This window comes from Bacillus sp. CH_70 (assembly GCF_038007045.1).
Classification (GTDB): Bacteria; Bacillota; Bacilli; order Bacillales; family Bacillaceae_G; genus Bacillus_A; species Bacillus_A cereus.
On sequence record NZ_JBBOWL010000001.1, the window covers coordinates 3,404,916 to 3,421,089 of the forward strand.

Consider the following 16,174-nt stretch of genomic DNA (forward strand, 5'->3'; position numbering starts at 1 on the left):
TATTGCCACTTTTAAGGATTCCCTTTTCATTCATTATACATTCGTTTTTGGCGTTTCTTCTTCATCTTGAATACTTAATAAATTTTGCCATTTTTTATACGGAGCGCTATTTGGATCTACATATCCTTTCGCATGCGAGCGATCCCACAATTGTTTAATAAACATTTCTTTCTCTTTCTTTGCAACCATATCAGCACCTGTACCGTAATAGTTCTGGAAATACAACTCGATTTCATCAAGGAATAGTCTTAATAATTCATCTGATGTTTCTTCTAACGTCGGATCATACTTCGCTTCACGGTCATACATTAAAATCATGTCTAAAAGATTGTGGACATGTTCTTTTCTAAGCCATCTTACATCTTGGGCTCCTAATACGAACGGATGTGTATATAAATGTCCACCTTGTATCATCGCCTTTTCTTGCTCTTCTTCAAATCGTGACAAGATGTTTTCATAAATAAACGGATTATGAAGCAATGCTCTGTGTAATTTATAACTTTCGCTTGAAATATTTTTCCCCATCGACTGAATTAAAAAGCTACGTCCCACACCGTTATATTGATACACAAACTGTCCATCAACAGCAACTAAACTAATCCAGCGATACATATATGCGTATAGTAAGGCACGATTACATTTATCATAATCTAATTTTGTTTGAGTCGCATTCAAATCTGGCATAAAGGCTGGTAAGTGCCAATACTTATCTAAATGCGGCGTTAAACTAGATTTTTTACTATTTAATTTGTTTACACGGCGATAATACGATTGGAAATAGTCCCCTTTATCATTCATAAATCCGTTTGAAATATGTCCTGATGATAATTTAGGAAAATCTTGCAGCGATAAGCCATAATGTGCTCGATAACAGATCACTTCAAATGGCGAAAAGGCTTCGTGTACTGTATCTTTTTCTTTAAACATTTCTTGAATCAATTCCTCTTGTAGCTCTTTCTTTAAAGAAGGATGTATACCCCAATATTGTAATTCCCTATGATGAGCAACTTTCGGAATGAATGGACTTGCTAAATGGAACAGGTCTTCAATTTTTTCACGCACGTATTCATCGCGATCACGTTTCTTATAATCTGCTTCTTTTCGCAACGCTTCAATAATATTCAATTCTAATTTATCACGATAGCGTACTTGCAGTTCGTCATAACAATAGCTCAGTATATGTTCGCGATAGAAATCCTCTACCTTTTTCGACTGAATCTCTTCTGTTTTCGCATCACGACAATATTCCCCATACAAACTCATATAAATTTCCGCTGATATATCTTTCGGTAGTACACCTAAATTTAAATGTTGCTGCATATCTTGCCATATCTTTTCTTGCAGCTGTTCCTCTGCTAATACATAAACATTCGTCGGGTTTGTTTTCCCTTCAAATTCCTTACTGCGCTTTTGGATTTCAAACAATAAATTTTCACGTGTTTCATGTAAATTATCAAAAAATCTTTCCCAATATTGAATCATTTTATTAACTGCCTGATATAGCGATTGATACACAAGTTCTAATAGCATTTCTTTTCGATATTCATTTAATTTGTGTACATATTGCGTTACGATGTCTTCAAATTCTCTTTTGAATAAACGTTGCTGATTATTAATCATTTTTCCGAACCAGCCTTGTTGTTGAGCAATTTCTACTCGGCGTACAGCCGTTACCGTGCCATCGATATTACCTACATTAAATTTTTTATCGTAGTTTTGAATTACATTACGCTTTTGTTCATTATTTTCATGTAGTCGATTCATTTTTTCTACTAACTGTTTTCGAATTTCATATAACATAAAACGTGCTGCTACTGGGTGAACTGGATCTGTTTTCTTTAAAAACCATGTATTTAATTGATAGGACTGCCCTTCAGAACCACTTGGTGAAAAGCGGTCTGATTCAATCATGTCATATAAAAGTGTCGTTACATGTTCATGTACACGGCTCGGAATCGCATATGCATATAAGCGAACCGCGTGATCCACTCTTGCTACTTCACCTTTCATTTGTTCCATCATTTTCAGTTTCGCAGCTGAAATTTTACACTCATGTTGCAGACGATTTAATTCCTCATCTTTTTGCACCGTGCGTTGTACATAACTTTCTACAGCTTCTAAAAACAGTTTTGATTTCGCAACTCCGAGCTTACCACCCTCTGCTCCTTCACGTGTTTCATTGTACATTTGTCTATAGAAAATATGAGCTTGCTCTGGACGGGTAGCAAGATGTTCCAAGTCCTCTAAATAACTTTTACCTCTCTCCGGCTTTTCGCGCTGCATCCCACGTTTTACATCTTGGTCATATCTTTGCTTCTTCTCTTGAAACAGTTGATCTAAATGAAGCCACGATTCATCTAAACCTTGCACAGCCCATTTTAAAGCACAATATTTTAACACATGCTCATACGGATAAATGAGTTTTGCCGTTCCTGCCCCGCAATATCGTCCTTTTCCGCTTGATTCTGCTAATTGCTGAATTTGATTGTCTTCTTGTGCAAAATGACTTGTAGACATCGGGCTAAATAACTGTAAATAAATTGTATTTGTCATCTGTTCCATATAATCTGATAAATTGTGTAAATGGTGTCCATGTAGGTTTTCATAATCGTATAAGAAACAATAATTGTACGGTAAATGATGTTGTTTAATTGTATGATTTGTTCTTCCGTCTTCATCTACTTGATCAGGGCGATACTCTAATTCAATTGTTACACCGCCGCGTTTTGATAATTCTCCAGTAGAACCGAGTGTAATAGCATGTAATTCTTTTAACGATGCATAGCCGTTCGCTTGCACCGTTTCAAACTCTTTCGCACTAACTGTTCTCGTCTTTACTAAAACATCCGGCATTAAAAACGCACCGCGTATTAAAATGTTATGATGCTGCAATTTCTTCCGAAGCATTTCACGTAAATATAATGCAATTTGCAGAAACATCCCCGAACCTGTTCCGCCTGCTAGTGATGTTACTATAATGACACGCACACCATATTCCGTTTGATCACTTGTAACCGGAAAAATTTTCTCAATTTCTTGCCAAAAGGACGTTAATTTATCTTCTTTCATCGCAGCACGTAACGCTAAACGTGAAATGACGCGTAACTGTCCTGCTCCTTCTGTTAATGGCTTATCAAGTATAGTCGGATCCATCGGAAACCACTCTGGGATCGTTGGATCTCCCGCAATATACTCCCTAGGCGTTTTACTAGAACTTGTTTGTGTCTTAAACTTTCGAATATGATCAAATTTACTTAATGTATTCACATCTGTATCAAATACGTGCATTGCTACCTTTTTCCGGCGCTCTTCAGGCAATTTTTCATATATTTGATGCGTCACAGTACTACCGATTCCACCTAAACCAATTAATATTGTTGGAACTTGTAATGTCATGTGAACCACCTTCCTATTCTTGCTTGTTTGAAAAAAGGGAAAGAGAATCAATACTCCATCCCCTTCTTTTCCCTATCTACTATTCACATTCGTACTTGTAAATCTCCTTACCATATCCTCTATCAATTAGTAAAAGTTCATTTGGATATAGTGTCTTATGTTCCATTCCTACTTCATCCTCTGTTATAAACATCCCATCAATAATCATTCCAACTACTTGTGATTCTTTCGCTACAAAGACAGATTTCGAACCTTTCTTCGCTATAAACGTAACGGATTGCACTGTTTTTCTTTCTGCTCTAAATGGGATACCAAAATAATGGTTCCACCATTTATTTCGAAGTAATTCTGGTTCAGATTGATATAGCCAATCTTTCGCTACCTCTTGATCCCATTCATAATACAGTAGTGCTTTCCGGTGAAATCTTGGCCGAACAATCCATCCTAAAACAATGATTCCTACTACTAGTAGTAATAAAGTGATAGGAATGACAAACTTAAAAATAAGCGCATATTTTTCATAAAACGGAGCATCTTGAATATGGAATGTTATGTTTTTCTTTACTTCTTGTAATTTTGAATCCTGCATTACGATGGTAGCTTCTACGGTGCCGGTATCTGTAAAATTAAATGTGTCGGAGTAATAGGGACGAGGATAAACATAGATCTGATTTCCATGTTGCTTTATTTCATAATTGATTGATTGTTTAGATGTGATACCAGTAGATTTTAATAGTTTTTTTACAGCTTCTTCTGTCATCGGCTTACCATCTAACTGTGGCTGCAAAACAAATGGTTTACTATTCTCTAAATTTGTCACTTTTTCTTCATAATCTTTTGTAACAGTTTGAAGTGATAATTTTGGTTTCTCAGCTGTTTCAATTTTAAATTCTTTCGTCTGTCTATAAAACCCCTTTATATTCATATGAACTTTCCCGCGTACTAACCCTTTACCAAGCTTAGTTTCGTAATAAAACACATGCCTCTTATCGTCCCACTTCATCGGATATTGTTTTCCGTCTATTTCTACTTCTGCCTGAAAGTAAGAAGACTGAACTGGCAACTCCGTAGGCTTTGCTTCAATAACAGCAGTAACACCTTCGTACATTTCCTCTACATTTTTTTGACTACTATCATCTTTGTCATAAGTAGAAACCGTATAATTAAGCGCTGGTTCAACTAGTACTTGTAGTCCTTCTTTCTCAATGTCCTGGTCCACTTCTATCGTATAAGTTCCTGGTTTAATAACTTCCTGATTTTCCGTACTTATATGAACTATATTTCCGAACAATTTTGCTTCTCCTGGTGCATGTATGGAAAAAGAAGATTGTAATTGTAATGGTTTAGAAATTTGTGTGACCTGATAATCGGGCAGAGAAGGCGATTGTCGTACAAGCGTCATACGCTTTAATGGAAACGGTGTTGTAATCTCTACTCTTTTCCCCACTACTTTCGTTTTTACAATCGATTCAACAGAGGAGAATGGATCACGATTTGCAACTAATGCTGCCACTTGATTTACACTTTTTACAATGCCATCTTCTCCGCTTGACGGCATAGTAACACCATTTATCTCTTTCTTCCATATTTCTTTGAACGTGTTTAATTGTTCTTTTTCTTGTTGTCCTAAATCTTCTTCCATCGTAATTAAGACTGGGTGTAACGATATCTTTTTTGCATCCATTTCTTTCTTAAACTGGGCTAATTTCTGCAAAATTTGTTCTTTTCCGCCAACCTTATCTTTCTCTAAATCATTAAATGCCCCGTCAGTTAATACAATAAGCCAAAATTCACGTTTTCCATCTATATCTGCTTCCTTTTTTATAGATTGCATCGCCGTTTCTACCGCGCTAAATGGAGTATTTAAATACGTTTTCCACGCTCCAATCCCCTCAATTTCTGTTTGCCTTTTATCCTTCGTTAACGAAATGTTTAATGGATCATTCGGCTTACTCATTGGAACGTAAGAAAATTTATCTTTTTCATCTAATAGCGCAACTAAACTTTGCAAAGCATAATTGGCATATTTCCAGCGATCGTTATTTCTCATGCTGCCCGAATCGTCATATACAAGTGAAACGACCCTTTCCTTTGCCTCCTCTCCTTTTGCAAAAGCTGATAAAGGTAAACATATAAATAGAAACAACATGAACGTGGCACAAATTCGGATTTTCATGATGAGGCTTCGCCACCTTTGTAGACAAATTCCTATGTTTAAATTTATGAGAGGAAACAAGATATATGACTTGTATTTTAGGACAACTAACCCACCATAACTTTATTATGTAAACAGATTATACACTTGGTAATATTCCTTCTAGCATTCTCTATCCAATTATATAAGTAAAAAAGCCTGTTTAAGCTCCACGCTTAAAACAGACTTTTCCTACTTTTTATTTTAAAAACACATAACAAAAAGTTTGATTTTTAACTTAACACATCACTTCTATTGTAAATCCACCAGGTGCTTCAACGTAAAACGTATACGCATGGACATGCTTGGGAGGCTCCACCAAAAATCCATCTTCCTTCAATCTTTGATTTATCTTATCTACTTGTTCTTCACTTTCTTGTGGAAATCCTACATGAAATGTTTTTTGATACTGAACTTCTTTTCCTTTCATTAAAGTTAGTATAAATCCATCAACGCATAACTGCAAAGGCATTCCCCCTTGTTCCACTACAAATTAAACCAAAATACCTCTCTAAAAACTCTCTAGATGCTGTTACATCTGTAACTGTTAAATTAAGATGTTTAATTCCCAATCCCCCACCTCATTTCTCAATTTTCTAACATTTTATCATACAAATAAAAAACACGCTTTTCACAGCGTGTTTCATTGCTTTACATACACTTCAACAATCGGATTCTCTTTATTATCCGCATGCAAGCGTATATTCGCTTCACTTGTATTATAAATACTAGCTAATAACATTATCGTTAACACATTAGGTATCTTCGCATCACTTCCGTATTTTCTCTCAAGCCCTTCCTTATATTCAAAATCTAAATCCCCCTGCACATATGTATACACTTCAAAACCATCTTCTAAATTGCAAACTACTGTATCAATAATATCTGCCCCTACTTGCTTCTTCATTTCCTCTCGCAACGCTTCAATAAATTCTTCCCACGGTACTTCGTATGTCTGAAACTGATCTGTAGATTTCATGCCTTTTCCTCCTTATATATCCTCTTCTTATATTTCCCCTTTCCTATAACAATTATGATAGATAGGACATTCGTACAAGCCGCACTTGTCCCCCTTACATATCGTATTACTGTAATGCGGAAGGAGGAAAGAACATGCATAGACAAAAATGTTATGATACATGCCGACGTTATTTTGGAAAAGTTGTTCGGATTGAAGACCGTGATGGCCGTATACATTTAGGTAAAATAATTGATTTGACACAAAACTCTGTATGGATCGAACCGGTGCAACAGCGCTCATCTTTTGATTCAGGATTCGGATACTATGATGCTTATGCAAACGGTGGTTGTGACCTTTGCGGCGGCCTTAGAAGATGTGATAGTTGCGGATTTGGATGCGGTGGTGGATTCAGCAGTTGCGGATGTGGTGGCCGTGGTTGCGGTAGTTGTGGTGGCGGCGGCTGGGGTGGCGGCGGTTGTGGCTGGGGTGTTGAACTCGGATTTGGTTTCATCTTCGGAATTACATTAGCTGCATTATTTTTCATTTAACATAGTAAAGAGTTGGCTACCTTTAGCCAACTCTTTTTCTTTATTTTTCACATATAAAAATACGATGCCCTAAAATGTGTTGGTACATAAGCCGTACATTTTCATGCTGTACCCACGCCTCATATAACTCATTCGGAATATGTGAGGATACATTCCACTCTGGCTCTTCTACATAGCCAGAGATCGTTTCTGCAATCGTGCCACCGCCAGCAATTGTAATTCTTTTAAAATTTGCTTTCTGAAATAATTGTACCCACTCATTCTCAGTTAATAGTTCTTTCATGCCATATAATTGGGCGATTTTTTCTTCCTCACCCTTATCAATGTGCCTATCAATAATCATTTCAATGACAACAAGCTTACCGTCCTGCTGTAATACACGGTAACACTCCGAGATAACCCTTTCTTTCTCTGTAAAAGCGATGATTGATTCTCCAAGTACGAACTCAAATGAGTTATTCAAACATGGTAATTGCTCTACACTTCCTTCAATTAATTGTATATCTAACCCTTCAAACAACCATCTATCTTTTGCCTTTTGAATCATAATTTCATTCTTTTCAACAGTTGTTACTTTATAACCAAATTCCCTTGTCATATATGCCGCTGTTTTTCCCGTACCGCAACCTATTTCAAGGACATTCGCTCCATATTTAAAAGGCAGTTGTGCTAACAATTGTTTTGTTAACGTAAAACCACCAGGATGAGCACTTCCTATTCCGTAATAAGCTAGGAAATCGATGTATGTGTTTCGCTTCATAGGACTCTCCTTCAAGTTTTCTATAATACATATATTCATCCTCAAAAAAATAGTGCACAGAAAAAAAGCATTTTCAAGTGCAATGTTGCAACTTGAAAACGCTTTTTTCTTTTACTATTTCTCTTCTACATACGCCCATTTGAAACTATATTCCGGACTAATATTATGTTTTACAATTCCCTTTACATTTGGTTTCATAACATACGATCTACCACTTTGATATAAAGGTACGAGCGCTACATCTTCTTCAAGTAACAGTTTTTCTGCTTTCCCTAGCTCTGTCCAACGTTTTTTTGCATCAGCCATCCATTCCGTCTTACTTTTATTAATAATGTCATCATATTTTGAATTTGAATAGCTCATCTGATTCTGTGAATTTTTCGTTTCAAACATATCAAGATATGTCATTGGATCCGCATAATCTGGATTCCAGCCGCCATATGAGAAATCATAATCTTGGTCTGATTCTAATTTTAGTTTTTGCTTAAATGGTTGCAGTTTAATATTTACTGTTACACCCTTTAAATTCTTTTCAATTTGATCTTTTACATACTCCCCAACCTTTTTCGCATTACCAGTATCATAATTTAATAGCTCTATTGTCACTTGATCTTTTCCAAGTTCTTTTTTCGCAGCTTCCCAGGCTGCTGCTGCCTTTTTAGAGTCTTGTTTTAAACCATTTTTAAACGTTTCTGCGAAATCTTTACCATCTGGTCCAGCTGCTAAACCTTTTGGTACTAAATAATCCACTGGTTTTGAACCATCATTTAAAATGACATTCGTTAAAGCTTTCTTATCGATTGATAATGCAATTGCTTCACGTAGTTTTTTACTCTTTAACGGTGTATCTTGCCCACCACGTTTTTGATTTAGACGCAAGTAAAACGTACTTGTTTCTGAATATGCACCAAACTCTTCTTTATTATTTCTATACTTATCAACAAATTCACCTGATAAAAGTGTAAAATCAATCGCACCTGTATCATATAAATTTACTCTTGTAGCTGGTTCTTTTACTACACTATAGTTGATTTCTTCTAGTTTTACAGTCTTTTTATCCCAATACTGATCATTTTTCTTTAATTTCCAACCTTGTTCATGCTTCCAATCAGTAAGTACAAACGGTCCATTATAAACTGTCGTATCAGACTCTAAACCGTATTTATCTCCTTTTTCTTTTACGAACTTTTCATTTAATGGATAGTATGACGCGAATGCCATTAAATTTAAGAAATATGGTACTGGTCTCTCTAGTTCAACTTCCAGCGTATAATCATCTACCGCTTTTACACCTAATGTAGAAACTTCTGCTTTCCCTTGATTTATTGCCTCTGCATTTTTAAGATAGTAAGCAATAAACGCATACTCAGCAGCTGTTTTTGGATCTACTAGACGTTGCCATGCAAATACGAAATCTTTCGCTGTTACAGGATCACCGTTTGACCATTTTGCATCTTTTCGTAATTTGAATGTATATTTTTTGCCATCCTCGCTTTTCGTACTAGATTCTGCCGCCGCTGGAATTGGCTTGTTATCTTTATCTAGACGATATAACCCTTCCATCGTGTTTCCTAAAATTTGAGAACCTAACGTATCTGTATTTTTAGAAGTATCCATCGTCGGAATTTCATTCGTTTCTGTACGATTCATTACTTGCTGTGCCGCATATTTAATATCGGATTTTTTCTCTTCCCCGCCACTATTAGACGTCGTAGTCGTTTTCTTCTCCCCACCAGAAGATCCAGAACATGCTGTTAACGCCACACTCATTGCTAATACTGGCGCTACAACCGCCGTAAACTTTTTCATCTTTTTCTTCATTTTTGTACCCTCCCCAATTATATGTAAGAAACTAACTTTGAGAGATTTCTAATTTGAATTATCAGAAAATTATTACTAATTATTATTCTACTAATTTTCCTCGGATTGTAAAGTATTTTTAAAAATATTCATAATAATTAATTTATTTAATTCGATAACAATCTATTACTACTATACGAATTCTCCCACATCTACTATATGTAAGTACCACTTTTCTTATTCTTCTCTATTTAATTTAATAGTAAAAGAGCGTTCTAAAAGTCATTTATCTACCTTTAAAACGCTCTTTTTTATTATTTCCCTTCCGTTACATAAGCCCACTTAAAGCTATATTCTGGACTGATGTTATGTTTCACAATTCCTTTAACATTCGGTTTCATTACATACGCTCTACCTGTTTGATATAAAGGAATTAATCCTGCATCTTCTTCAAGGAACAATTTCTCTGCTTTTCCTAACGTTTCCCAACGCTTCTTCGGATCAGACAATAATTCATTACCTGCTTTCGCTACCATTTCATCGTATTTTGGATTCGAATAACTCATTTGGTTATATGGGCTCTTCGATTCAAACATATCAATAAACGTCATTGGATCCGAATAATCTGGGCTCCAACCTGCAAATGAAACTTCATAATCTTGCGCTGACTCTAATTTCAGTTTTTGTTTGAACGGCTGAATTTTCGTGTTAACCGTTACACCTTTTAAGTTTTTCTCAATTTGATCTTTAAAATAGTCAGCAATTTTTTTCGCAGTTCCATCATCATAGCTTAGTAGTTCAATTGTCACTTGATCTTTTCCAAGTTCTTTTTTCGCTGCTTCCCAAGCTGCTGCACCTTTTTTCGGATCATATTTTAGACCATTTTTAAATGTATCTTGGTAATCTTTACCGTCAGGCCCTGTCGCAAGCCCTTTTGGTACTAATTGATCTGTTGCTTTTGAACCGTTATTTAAAATAACGTTCGCTAAACCTTTTTTATCAATTGATAATGCGATTGCTTCACGTAGTTTTTTGCTCTTTAACGGTGTATCTTGTCCGTTACGCTTTTGATTTAAACGTAAGAAGAATGTACTTGCTTCTGAATACTCACCGTACTCCTCTTTGTTCGATTTATATTTATCAACAAATTCTCCTGATAATAGTGTAAAATCAATTGATCCTGTATCATATAAGTTTACTTTCGTCGCAACTTCTTTTACTACACTATAGTTAATTTCTTCTAATTTCACAGTCTTTTTATCCCAATACTGATCATTTTTCTTTAATTGCCATCCTTGTTCATGTTTCCATGACGCCATAACGAACGGTCCGTTATACAACGTTGTATCTGCTTCTAAACCGAACTTATCTCCTTTTTCTTTTACGAACTTTTCATTTAAAGGATAGTACGATGGGAATGCCATTAAATTCAAGAAATACGGTACTGGCTTTTCTAATTCTACTTCTAGTGTATAATCATCTACCGCTTTTGCTCCTAAATCTGTTAGAGGTTTTTCACCTTTATTAATTGCTTCTGCATTTTTAATATAGAAAGCGATAAACGCATATTCTGCAGCTGTATTTTTATCGAGTAAGCGCTGCCATCCGTATACGAAATCTTTCGCTGTTACAGGATCACCGTTTGACCATTTTGCATCTTTACGTAGTTTAAATGTATATTTTTTGCCATCCTCGCTTTTCGTACTAGATTCTGCCACAGCTGGGATTGGCTTATTATCTTTATCTAATCGATATAAACCTTCCATTGTGTTCCCTAAAATTTGAGAACCTAATGTATCAGTAGATTTTGAAACATCCATCGTCGGAATTTCTTGATTTTCTGTACGATTTAATACTTGTTTCGCTGCATATTTAATTTCAGCTTTTTTCTCTTCCCCACCACCACTAGACGTCGTAGTTGATTTCTTCTCCCCACCAGATCCAGAACACGCTGTCAACGCCATACTCATTGCTAAAACTGGCGCTACAACCGCCGTGAACTTTTTCATCTTTTTCTTCATTTTTGTACCCTCCCCAATTATATGTACGAAACCATTTTTGATAGACTTTCTAATAACTAGTTATCAGAAAATTCTTATTAATTAATATTCTACTAATTTTTCCGCTTTTGTAAAGTTATTTTTAAAATATTCTAAAAATTATTTTTTTATTATAGTAAAACGTATTTTTTACAATTGTCATGATACAAATTCTTCCTTACATCTATCGATTTATTTACATGTAATCTCATAATAAAAAGAGCATTCCAAAAGTAAATAGTCTACTTTTGGAATGCTCTATCATTTATCTTTCTATTGTACGAGTGTCTCACTACAAAATAAGCTAAGAAACTTGTATACATCCACTTAAAGATAACATTACTGTTTAAAAATTATTTTCCATCTTTTTCAGTCATATATGCCCACTTGAAGCTATACTCTGGACTGATGTTATGGTGAACGATACCTTTTGCATTTGGTTTTTGAACATATGCATCACCACGTTGGTATAAAGGTACAAGCGCTACATCTTGCTCAAGAAGTAATTTCTCAGCTTTTCCTAGCTCTTCCCAACGTTTCTTCGCGTCACCCATTAATTCTCCGCCAGCTTTTTTGATCATATCATCATACTTCGAATCAGCGAAGCTCATTTGGTTATGAGAATGATTAGACTGGAACATATCTAAGAATGTCATTGGGTCAGCGTAGTCAGGTCCCCAACCAGCAAATGATAAATCATAATCTTGCTCTGTTTCTAATTTTAACTTTTGTTTGAATGGCTGAAGTTTAATATTAACTGTTACACCTTTTAAGTTTTTCTCGATCTGGTCTTTTACATATTCTCCAACTTTTTTCGCATTACCAGTATCATAGTTTAATAGCTCAATTGTAACTTGGTCTTTTCCAAGTTCTTTTTTCGCTTCATTCCATGCAGCTGCTGCTTTTTTCGCATCTGGCTTAATACCATTTTTAAATGTTTCTTGGAAATCTTTACCATCCGGTCCGGTTGCTAATCCTTTTGGTACTAAGAAGTCCGCAGGTTTAGATCCATCATTTAAAATTACATTTGATAGATTTTTCTTATCAATAGAAAGCGCGATTGCTTCACGTAATTTTTGGCTCTTTAACGGTGTATCTTGTCCGCCACGTTTTTGGTTCAGACGTAAGAAGTATGTGCTTACTTGTGAATATGTGCCAAACTCTTCTTTATTATTTCTATACTTATCAACGAATTCACCTGATAGAAGTGCAAAATCAATTGCATTTGTATCATATAAATTTACTCTTGTAGCTACTTCTTTTACTACACTATAGTTAATTTCATCTAGTTTTACAGTCTTTTTATCCCAATATTGGTCGTTTTTCTTTAATTTCCAACCTTGCTCATGCTTCCAATCAGTAAGAACGAACGGTCCGTTATATACTGTTGTATCAGACTCTAAACCGTATTTATCCCCTTTTTCTTTTACGAACTTCTCATTTAATGGATAGTACGATGGGAACGCTACTAAGTTTAAGAAGTATGGTACTGCTTGTTCTAACTCAACTTCAAGCGTATAGTCATCTACCGCTTTTACTCCTAGCTCTGCTACAGGTTTTTCACCTTTATTCACCGCTTCCGCATTTTTAATTGGAAATGCAATAAATGCATACTCAGCAGCTGTTTTTGGATCTAATAAGCGTTGCCATGCATATGCAAAATCTTTCGCTGTTACAGGATCACCATTTGACCATTTTGCATCTTTACGTAGTTTAAATGTATATTTTTTACCATCCTCACTCTTCGTGCTTGATTCTGCAGCAGCTGGGATTGGTTTGTTATCTTTATCTAATCGATATAAACCTTCCATTGTGTTCCCTAAAATTTGAGAACCTAATGTATCTGTATTTTTAGAAGTATCCATTGTTGGAATCTCATTTGTTTCAGTACGATTTAGTACTTGTTTTGCTGCTAATTTTCCTTCTGATTTACTATCTCCACCAGAGCTAGAATTTGTGCTTGTCTTCTTATCTCCACCTGATGTAGAACATGCTGTTAATGCCATGCTCATTGCTAAAACCGGTACTACAACTGCTGTTAGTTTTTTCATTTTTTTCTTTTTCATTTTCTGTACCCTCCCTAATTCTAAACGATAGCTATTAAAGAATTTTCTGATGATTCTGTTTTTCTTTATATATTTATCAGACGATTCTTACTACTTCTTATTCTACTAATTTTTTAAAATTTGTAAAGTACTATTATTGAAAATTTTTAAAAAATTATTTTCTTACAGTAATATTCATAAAAATTCCATAAAGTTTCGAAACACTATACCTCATTGAATTCTATGTATTGATTTAACAGTCTTTATATCCATCCACTATAAAATACTTGTAAATTATTGTTAATAAATAATGTATATTATAACAAACCGCTTTTCTACAAAAATAAAAAAGCAGACATTTCGCCTGCTTCAATTCTCCTCAATTTGCTTTTCACTTAACCCTAGATGTGTTCTAAGAGTATTACTCAAACTCTGTAGATCTTTTTTATTAGGATTATAATAATATACACGTTGCCCATTTGGACCGTTAGGTAAATATAAATCATCACCAGCTAATTGAATCTTTTCAACTGAACCGTTTAATCCGTATTTATAAAAAGATAAAATATCATCCATTACTAAGTTTGTTTTAAAATCACCGTCAACCGCCTCAACCATTTTTTCTAGTTTCGTAATCGAACCTACACTTTTTAATTTACTTAACATCGCTTCAATAACAAGTTGTTGGCGCTGACCTCTCATTGCATCACTATCAATATGACGCGTTCTTGCTAGTGCAAGTGCTTCTTCCCCATTTAATTTTTGTAATCCTTTTTTCAAATGAATCGCATCAGGTTCATCTTTACTATTTTGCTCCGTAAATTCAACTGGGACATCCACTTCAATACCATCTAACCCATCAACAATTTTAGTAAAGGAACCAAAATTAAATTTCACAAAATAATCAACGGGCACCTGTAACAATTTTTCTACCGCTTCCACAGAAGCTTGCGGTCCTCCATCTCTACCATTTTTAACGAAACCACTTCCATATGCATGGGTTATTTTATCTTTTTTCTTTTCAACTGGAACATATGTATATGTATCACGCGGTATGCTCGTTAATTTCACTGTTTTATCGTCTTTATTAAAAGTCGCTAACAATAATGCATCTGTATGAAATGCACCATTATATTCCTTTTGTCGTTCTTGATTTTCATCAATTCCCATAATTAAAAGTGAAACATGATTTGCAATTGGCTTTACAGATTTCTCACGTAAATTGGATTTTTCACCTCGTGCTAAATTCAAGTTAGATTTTTGTACGAGACTAGAAGTTTTCATATATACATAGGCTCCATAGCCAATTCCACCAAATAGTAATACCGCCAGTAGTAAACTTATTATCGTTTTCTTTTTATATTTTTGCTTATTTTTCTCTTCTCTTAAAGATGAATGATTCTCCATTTACTCTCCTCCTGTTTCTATTCATCCAATATGTTTTTCATTTTTTCATATTTAGCGCTATCCTTTTGAAACATACTTTCTTTCAATCCCTTATCTATTTGTATCCATTCAGTCGTAACTGAATATTGAATCAAGCCTTCTTGAAAACTAAGAAATTTCAACATAATCCCTGTATTTTTCTCCACAACCATTTCGAATTTCCCTCTTAAATCTTCAGAGGTGCTAACAGGCATCTCTATGTTGATGACTCCTTCAATTTTGTAACAATCTAATCCAAGATATTTCGTTTCTTTATAATTCCAATCTTTATATCGAATTAACAAATCTGCGAATTCTGATTGAATACTATATTTAGCTAGCCCTATATATTCATCATCATATCGCTTTTTTTCACCTGCTTTTTTCAATAACCTTTCCGTAGGATTTAATTTTAATAGTTCATTGTTTCTTTCTTTCGGGTTCCATTTTGTCTCTTTATAGGTATACTTCTCATCATCAAACTCTTTTTTCTTGCCCTCGTTATATATAATTGTTCGTTTTTTCGCTAGTTTATCTTCTTTCGAAGAGATACCTCTTTGTTTTTCCGTATCAATCGCATACTTATATGTTGTAGCAATTCTTGATGAGCTAGAATATTCCTCAAATTGTCCTGAAATATTTTTAAAATAATCAATAGAATCTAGCATTTTTTGATGAATCTTTTCTTTATCTGGATAATGTACATTCGATTTTATTTCTTCTTCATTTTCAAAATCAGAAAACGCTTTTTTCTTTACATATTCAAATACTCCACCATTTTGCGCAAAACTTTGTATAGAAAACTCAGACATAGATACCACTGAAAGTATACAAACCGCTGCACTAATTATCATCATATGAATTTTGTAACTCTTCTTTTTTACCTCAAGATTATGTAGTGTGCCATTAATCTTTTCATTTAACTCTGGAGGTACTATAACATTTTCATCTTTTATTCTCTTTTTTAATTTCTCATCAAATAATTTTTCATTATCCACCCTTTACA

Annotated in this window: 10 protein-coding genes and 1 pseudogene; 1 reads left to right on the plus strand and 10 read right to left on the minus strand. The window is 34.7% G+C overall.

Annotation, left to right across the window (positions count from 1 at the left end; all coding sequences use genetic code 11):
• Positions 1-33: 33 nt before the first annotated feature.
• From N2V79_RS17190 to N2V79_RS17205, 4 genes and pseudogenes are all read right to left on the minus strand, one after another.
• A complete protein-coding gene (locus N2V79_RS17190; protein ID WP_340720101.1) occupies positions 34-3,396 on the minus strand; it encodes a tubulin-like doman-containing protein in 3,363 nt (1,120 codons plus the stop codon).
• Positions 3,397-3,475: 79 nt separating this feature from the next.
• Positions 3,476-5,572, minus strand: a complete 2,097-nt coding sequence (locus N2V79_RS17195; protein ID WP_071731383.1) for a vWA domain-containing protein — start codon at positions 5,570-5,572, stop codon at positions 3,476-3,478.
• A 256-nt stretch (positions 5,573-5,828) separates the two neighbouring features.
• Positions 5,829-6,162 (minus strand): annotated as a pseudogene (locus N2V79_RS17200) (VOC family protein).
• Between the two features lie 71 nt (positions 6,163-6,233).
• The gene (locus tag N2V79_RS17205; protein WP_000842905.1) at positions 6,234-6,569 is read right to left on the minus strand and encodes a hypothetical protein; all 336 of its coding nucleotides are present in this window, start codon (positions 6,567-6,569) and stop codon (positions 6,234-6,236) included.
• 134 nt (positions 6,570-6,703) lie between these two features.
• Here N2V79_RS17205 and N2V79_RS17210 point away from each other — a divergent pair, with 134 nt between their 5' ends.
• Entirely contained in the window at positions 6,704-7,099 is a 396-nt protein-coding gene (locus N2V79_RS17210; protein ID WP_069356064.1) for a hypothetical protein, read from the plus strand.
• Between the two features lie 40 nt (positions 7,100-7,139).
• Here the strand turns inward: N2V79_RS17210 and N2V79_RS17215 are convergent, their stop codons facing one another.
• The 6 genes from N2V79_RS17215 to N2V79_RS17240 all read right to left on the minus strand — a co-directional run bounded on the left by N2V79_RS17215 (position 7,140) and on the right by N2V79_RS17240 (position 16,166).
• The gene (locus N2V79_RS17215) at positions 7,140-7,859 is read right to left on the minus strand and encodes a class I SAM-dependent methyltransferase (RefSeq protein WP_000828255.1); all 720 of its coding nucleotides are present in this window, start codon (positions 7,857-7,859) and stop codon (positions 7,140-7,142) included.
• Positions 7,860-7,973: 114 nt separating this feature from the next.
• Positions 7,974-9,680, minus strand: coding sequence for a peptide ABC transporter substrate-binding protein (locus N2V79_RS17220; protein ID WP_053563837.1), 1,707 nt, complete (start codon positions 9,678-9,680; stop codon positions 7,974-7,976).
• A 293-nt stretch (positions 9,681-9,973) separates the two neighbouring features.
• Positions 9,974-11,680: a peptide ABC transporter substrate-binding protein gene (locus tag N2V79_RS17225; protein WP_000728442.1), complete on the minus strand. Its 1,707-nt coding sequence runs from the start codon at positions 11,678-11,680 to the stop codon at positions 9,974-9,976.
• A 371-nt stretch (positions 11,681-12,051) separates the two neighbouring features.
• Positions 12,052-13,764, minus strand: a complete 1,713-nt coding sequence (locus N2V79_RS17230) for a peptide ABC transporter substrate-binding protein (protein WP_000727535.1) — start codon at positions 13,762-13,764, stop codon at positions 12,052-12,054.
• A gap of 348 nt (positions 13,765-14,112) precedes the next feature.
• Positions 14,113-15,150: an LCP family protein gene (locus tag N2V79_RS17235; protein ID WP_088023476.1), complete on the minus strand. Its 1,038-nt coding sequence runs from the start codon at positions 15,148-15,150 to the stop codon at positions 14,113-14,115.
• A gap of 17 nt (positions 15,151-15,167) precedes the next feature.
• The gene (locus N2V79_RS17240; RefSeq protein WP_088023473.1) at positions 15,168-16,166 is read right to left on the minus strand and encodes an anti-sigma factor; all 999 of its coding nucleotides are present in this window, start codon (positions 16,164-16,166) and stop codon (positions 15,168-15,170) included.
• Positions 16,167-16,174: the final 8 nt, after the last annotated feature.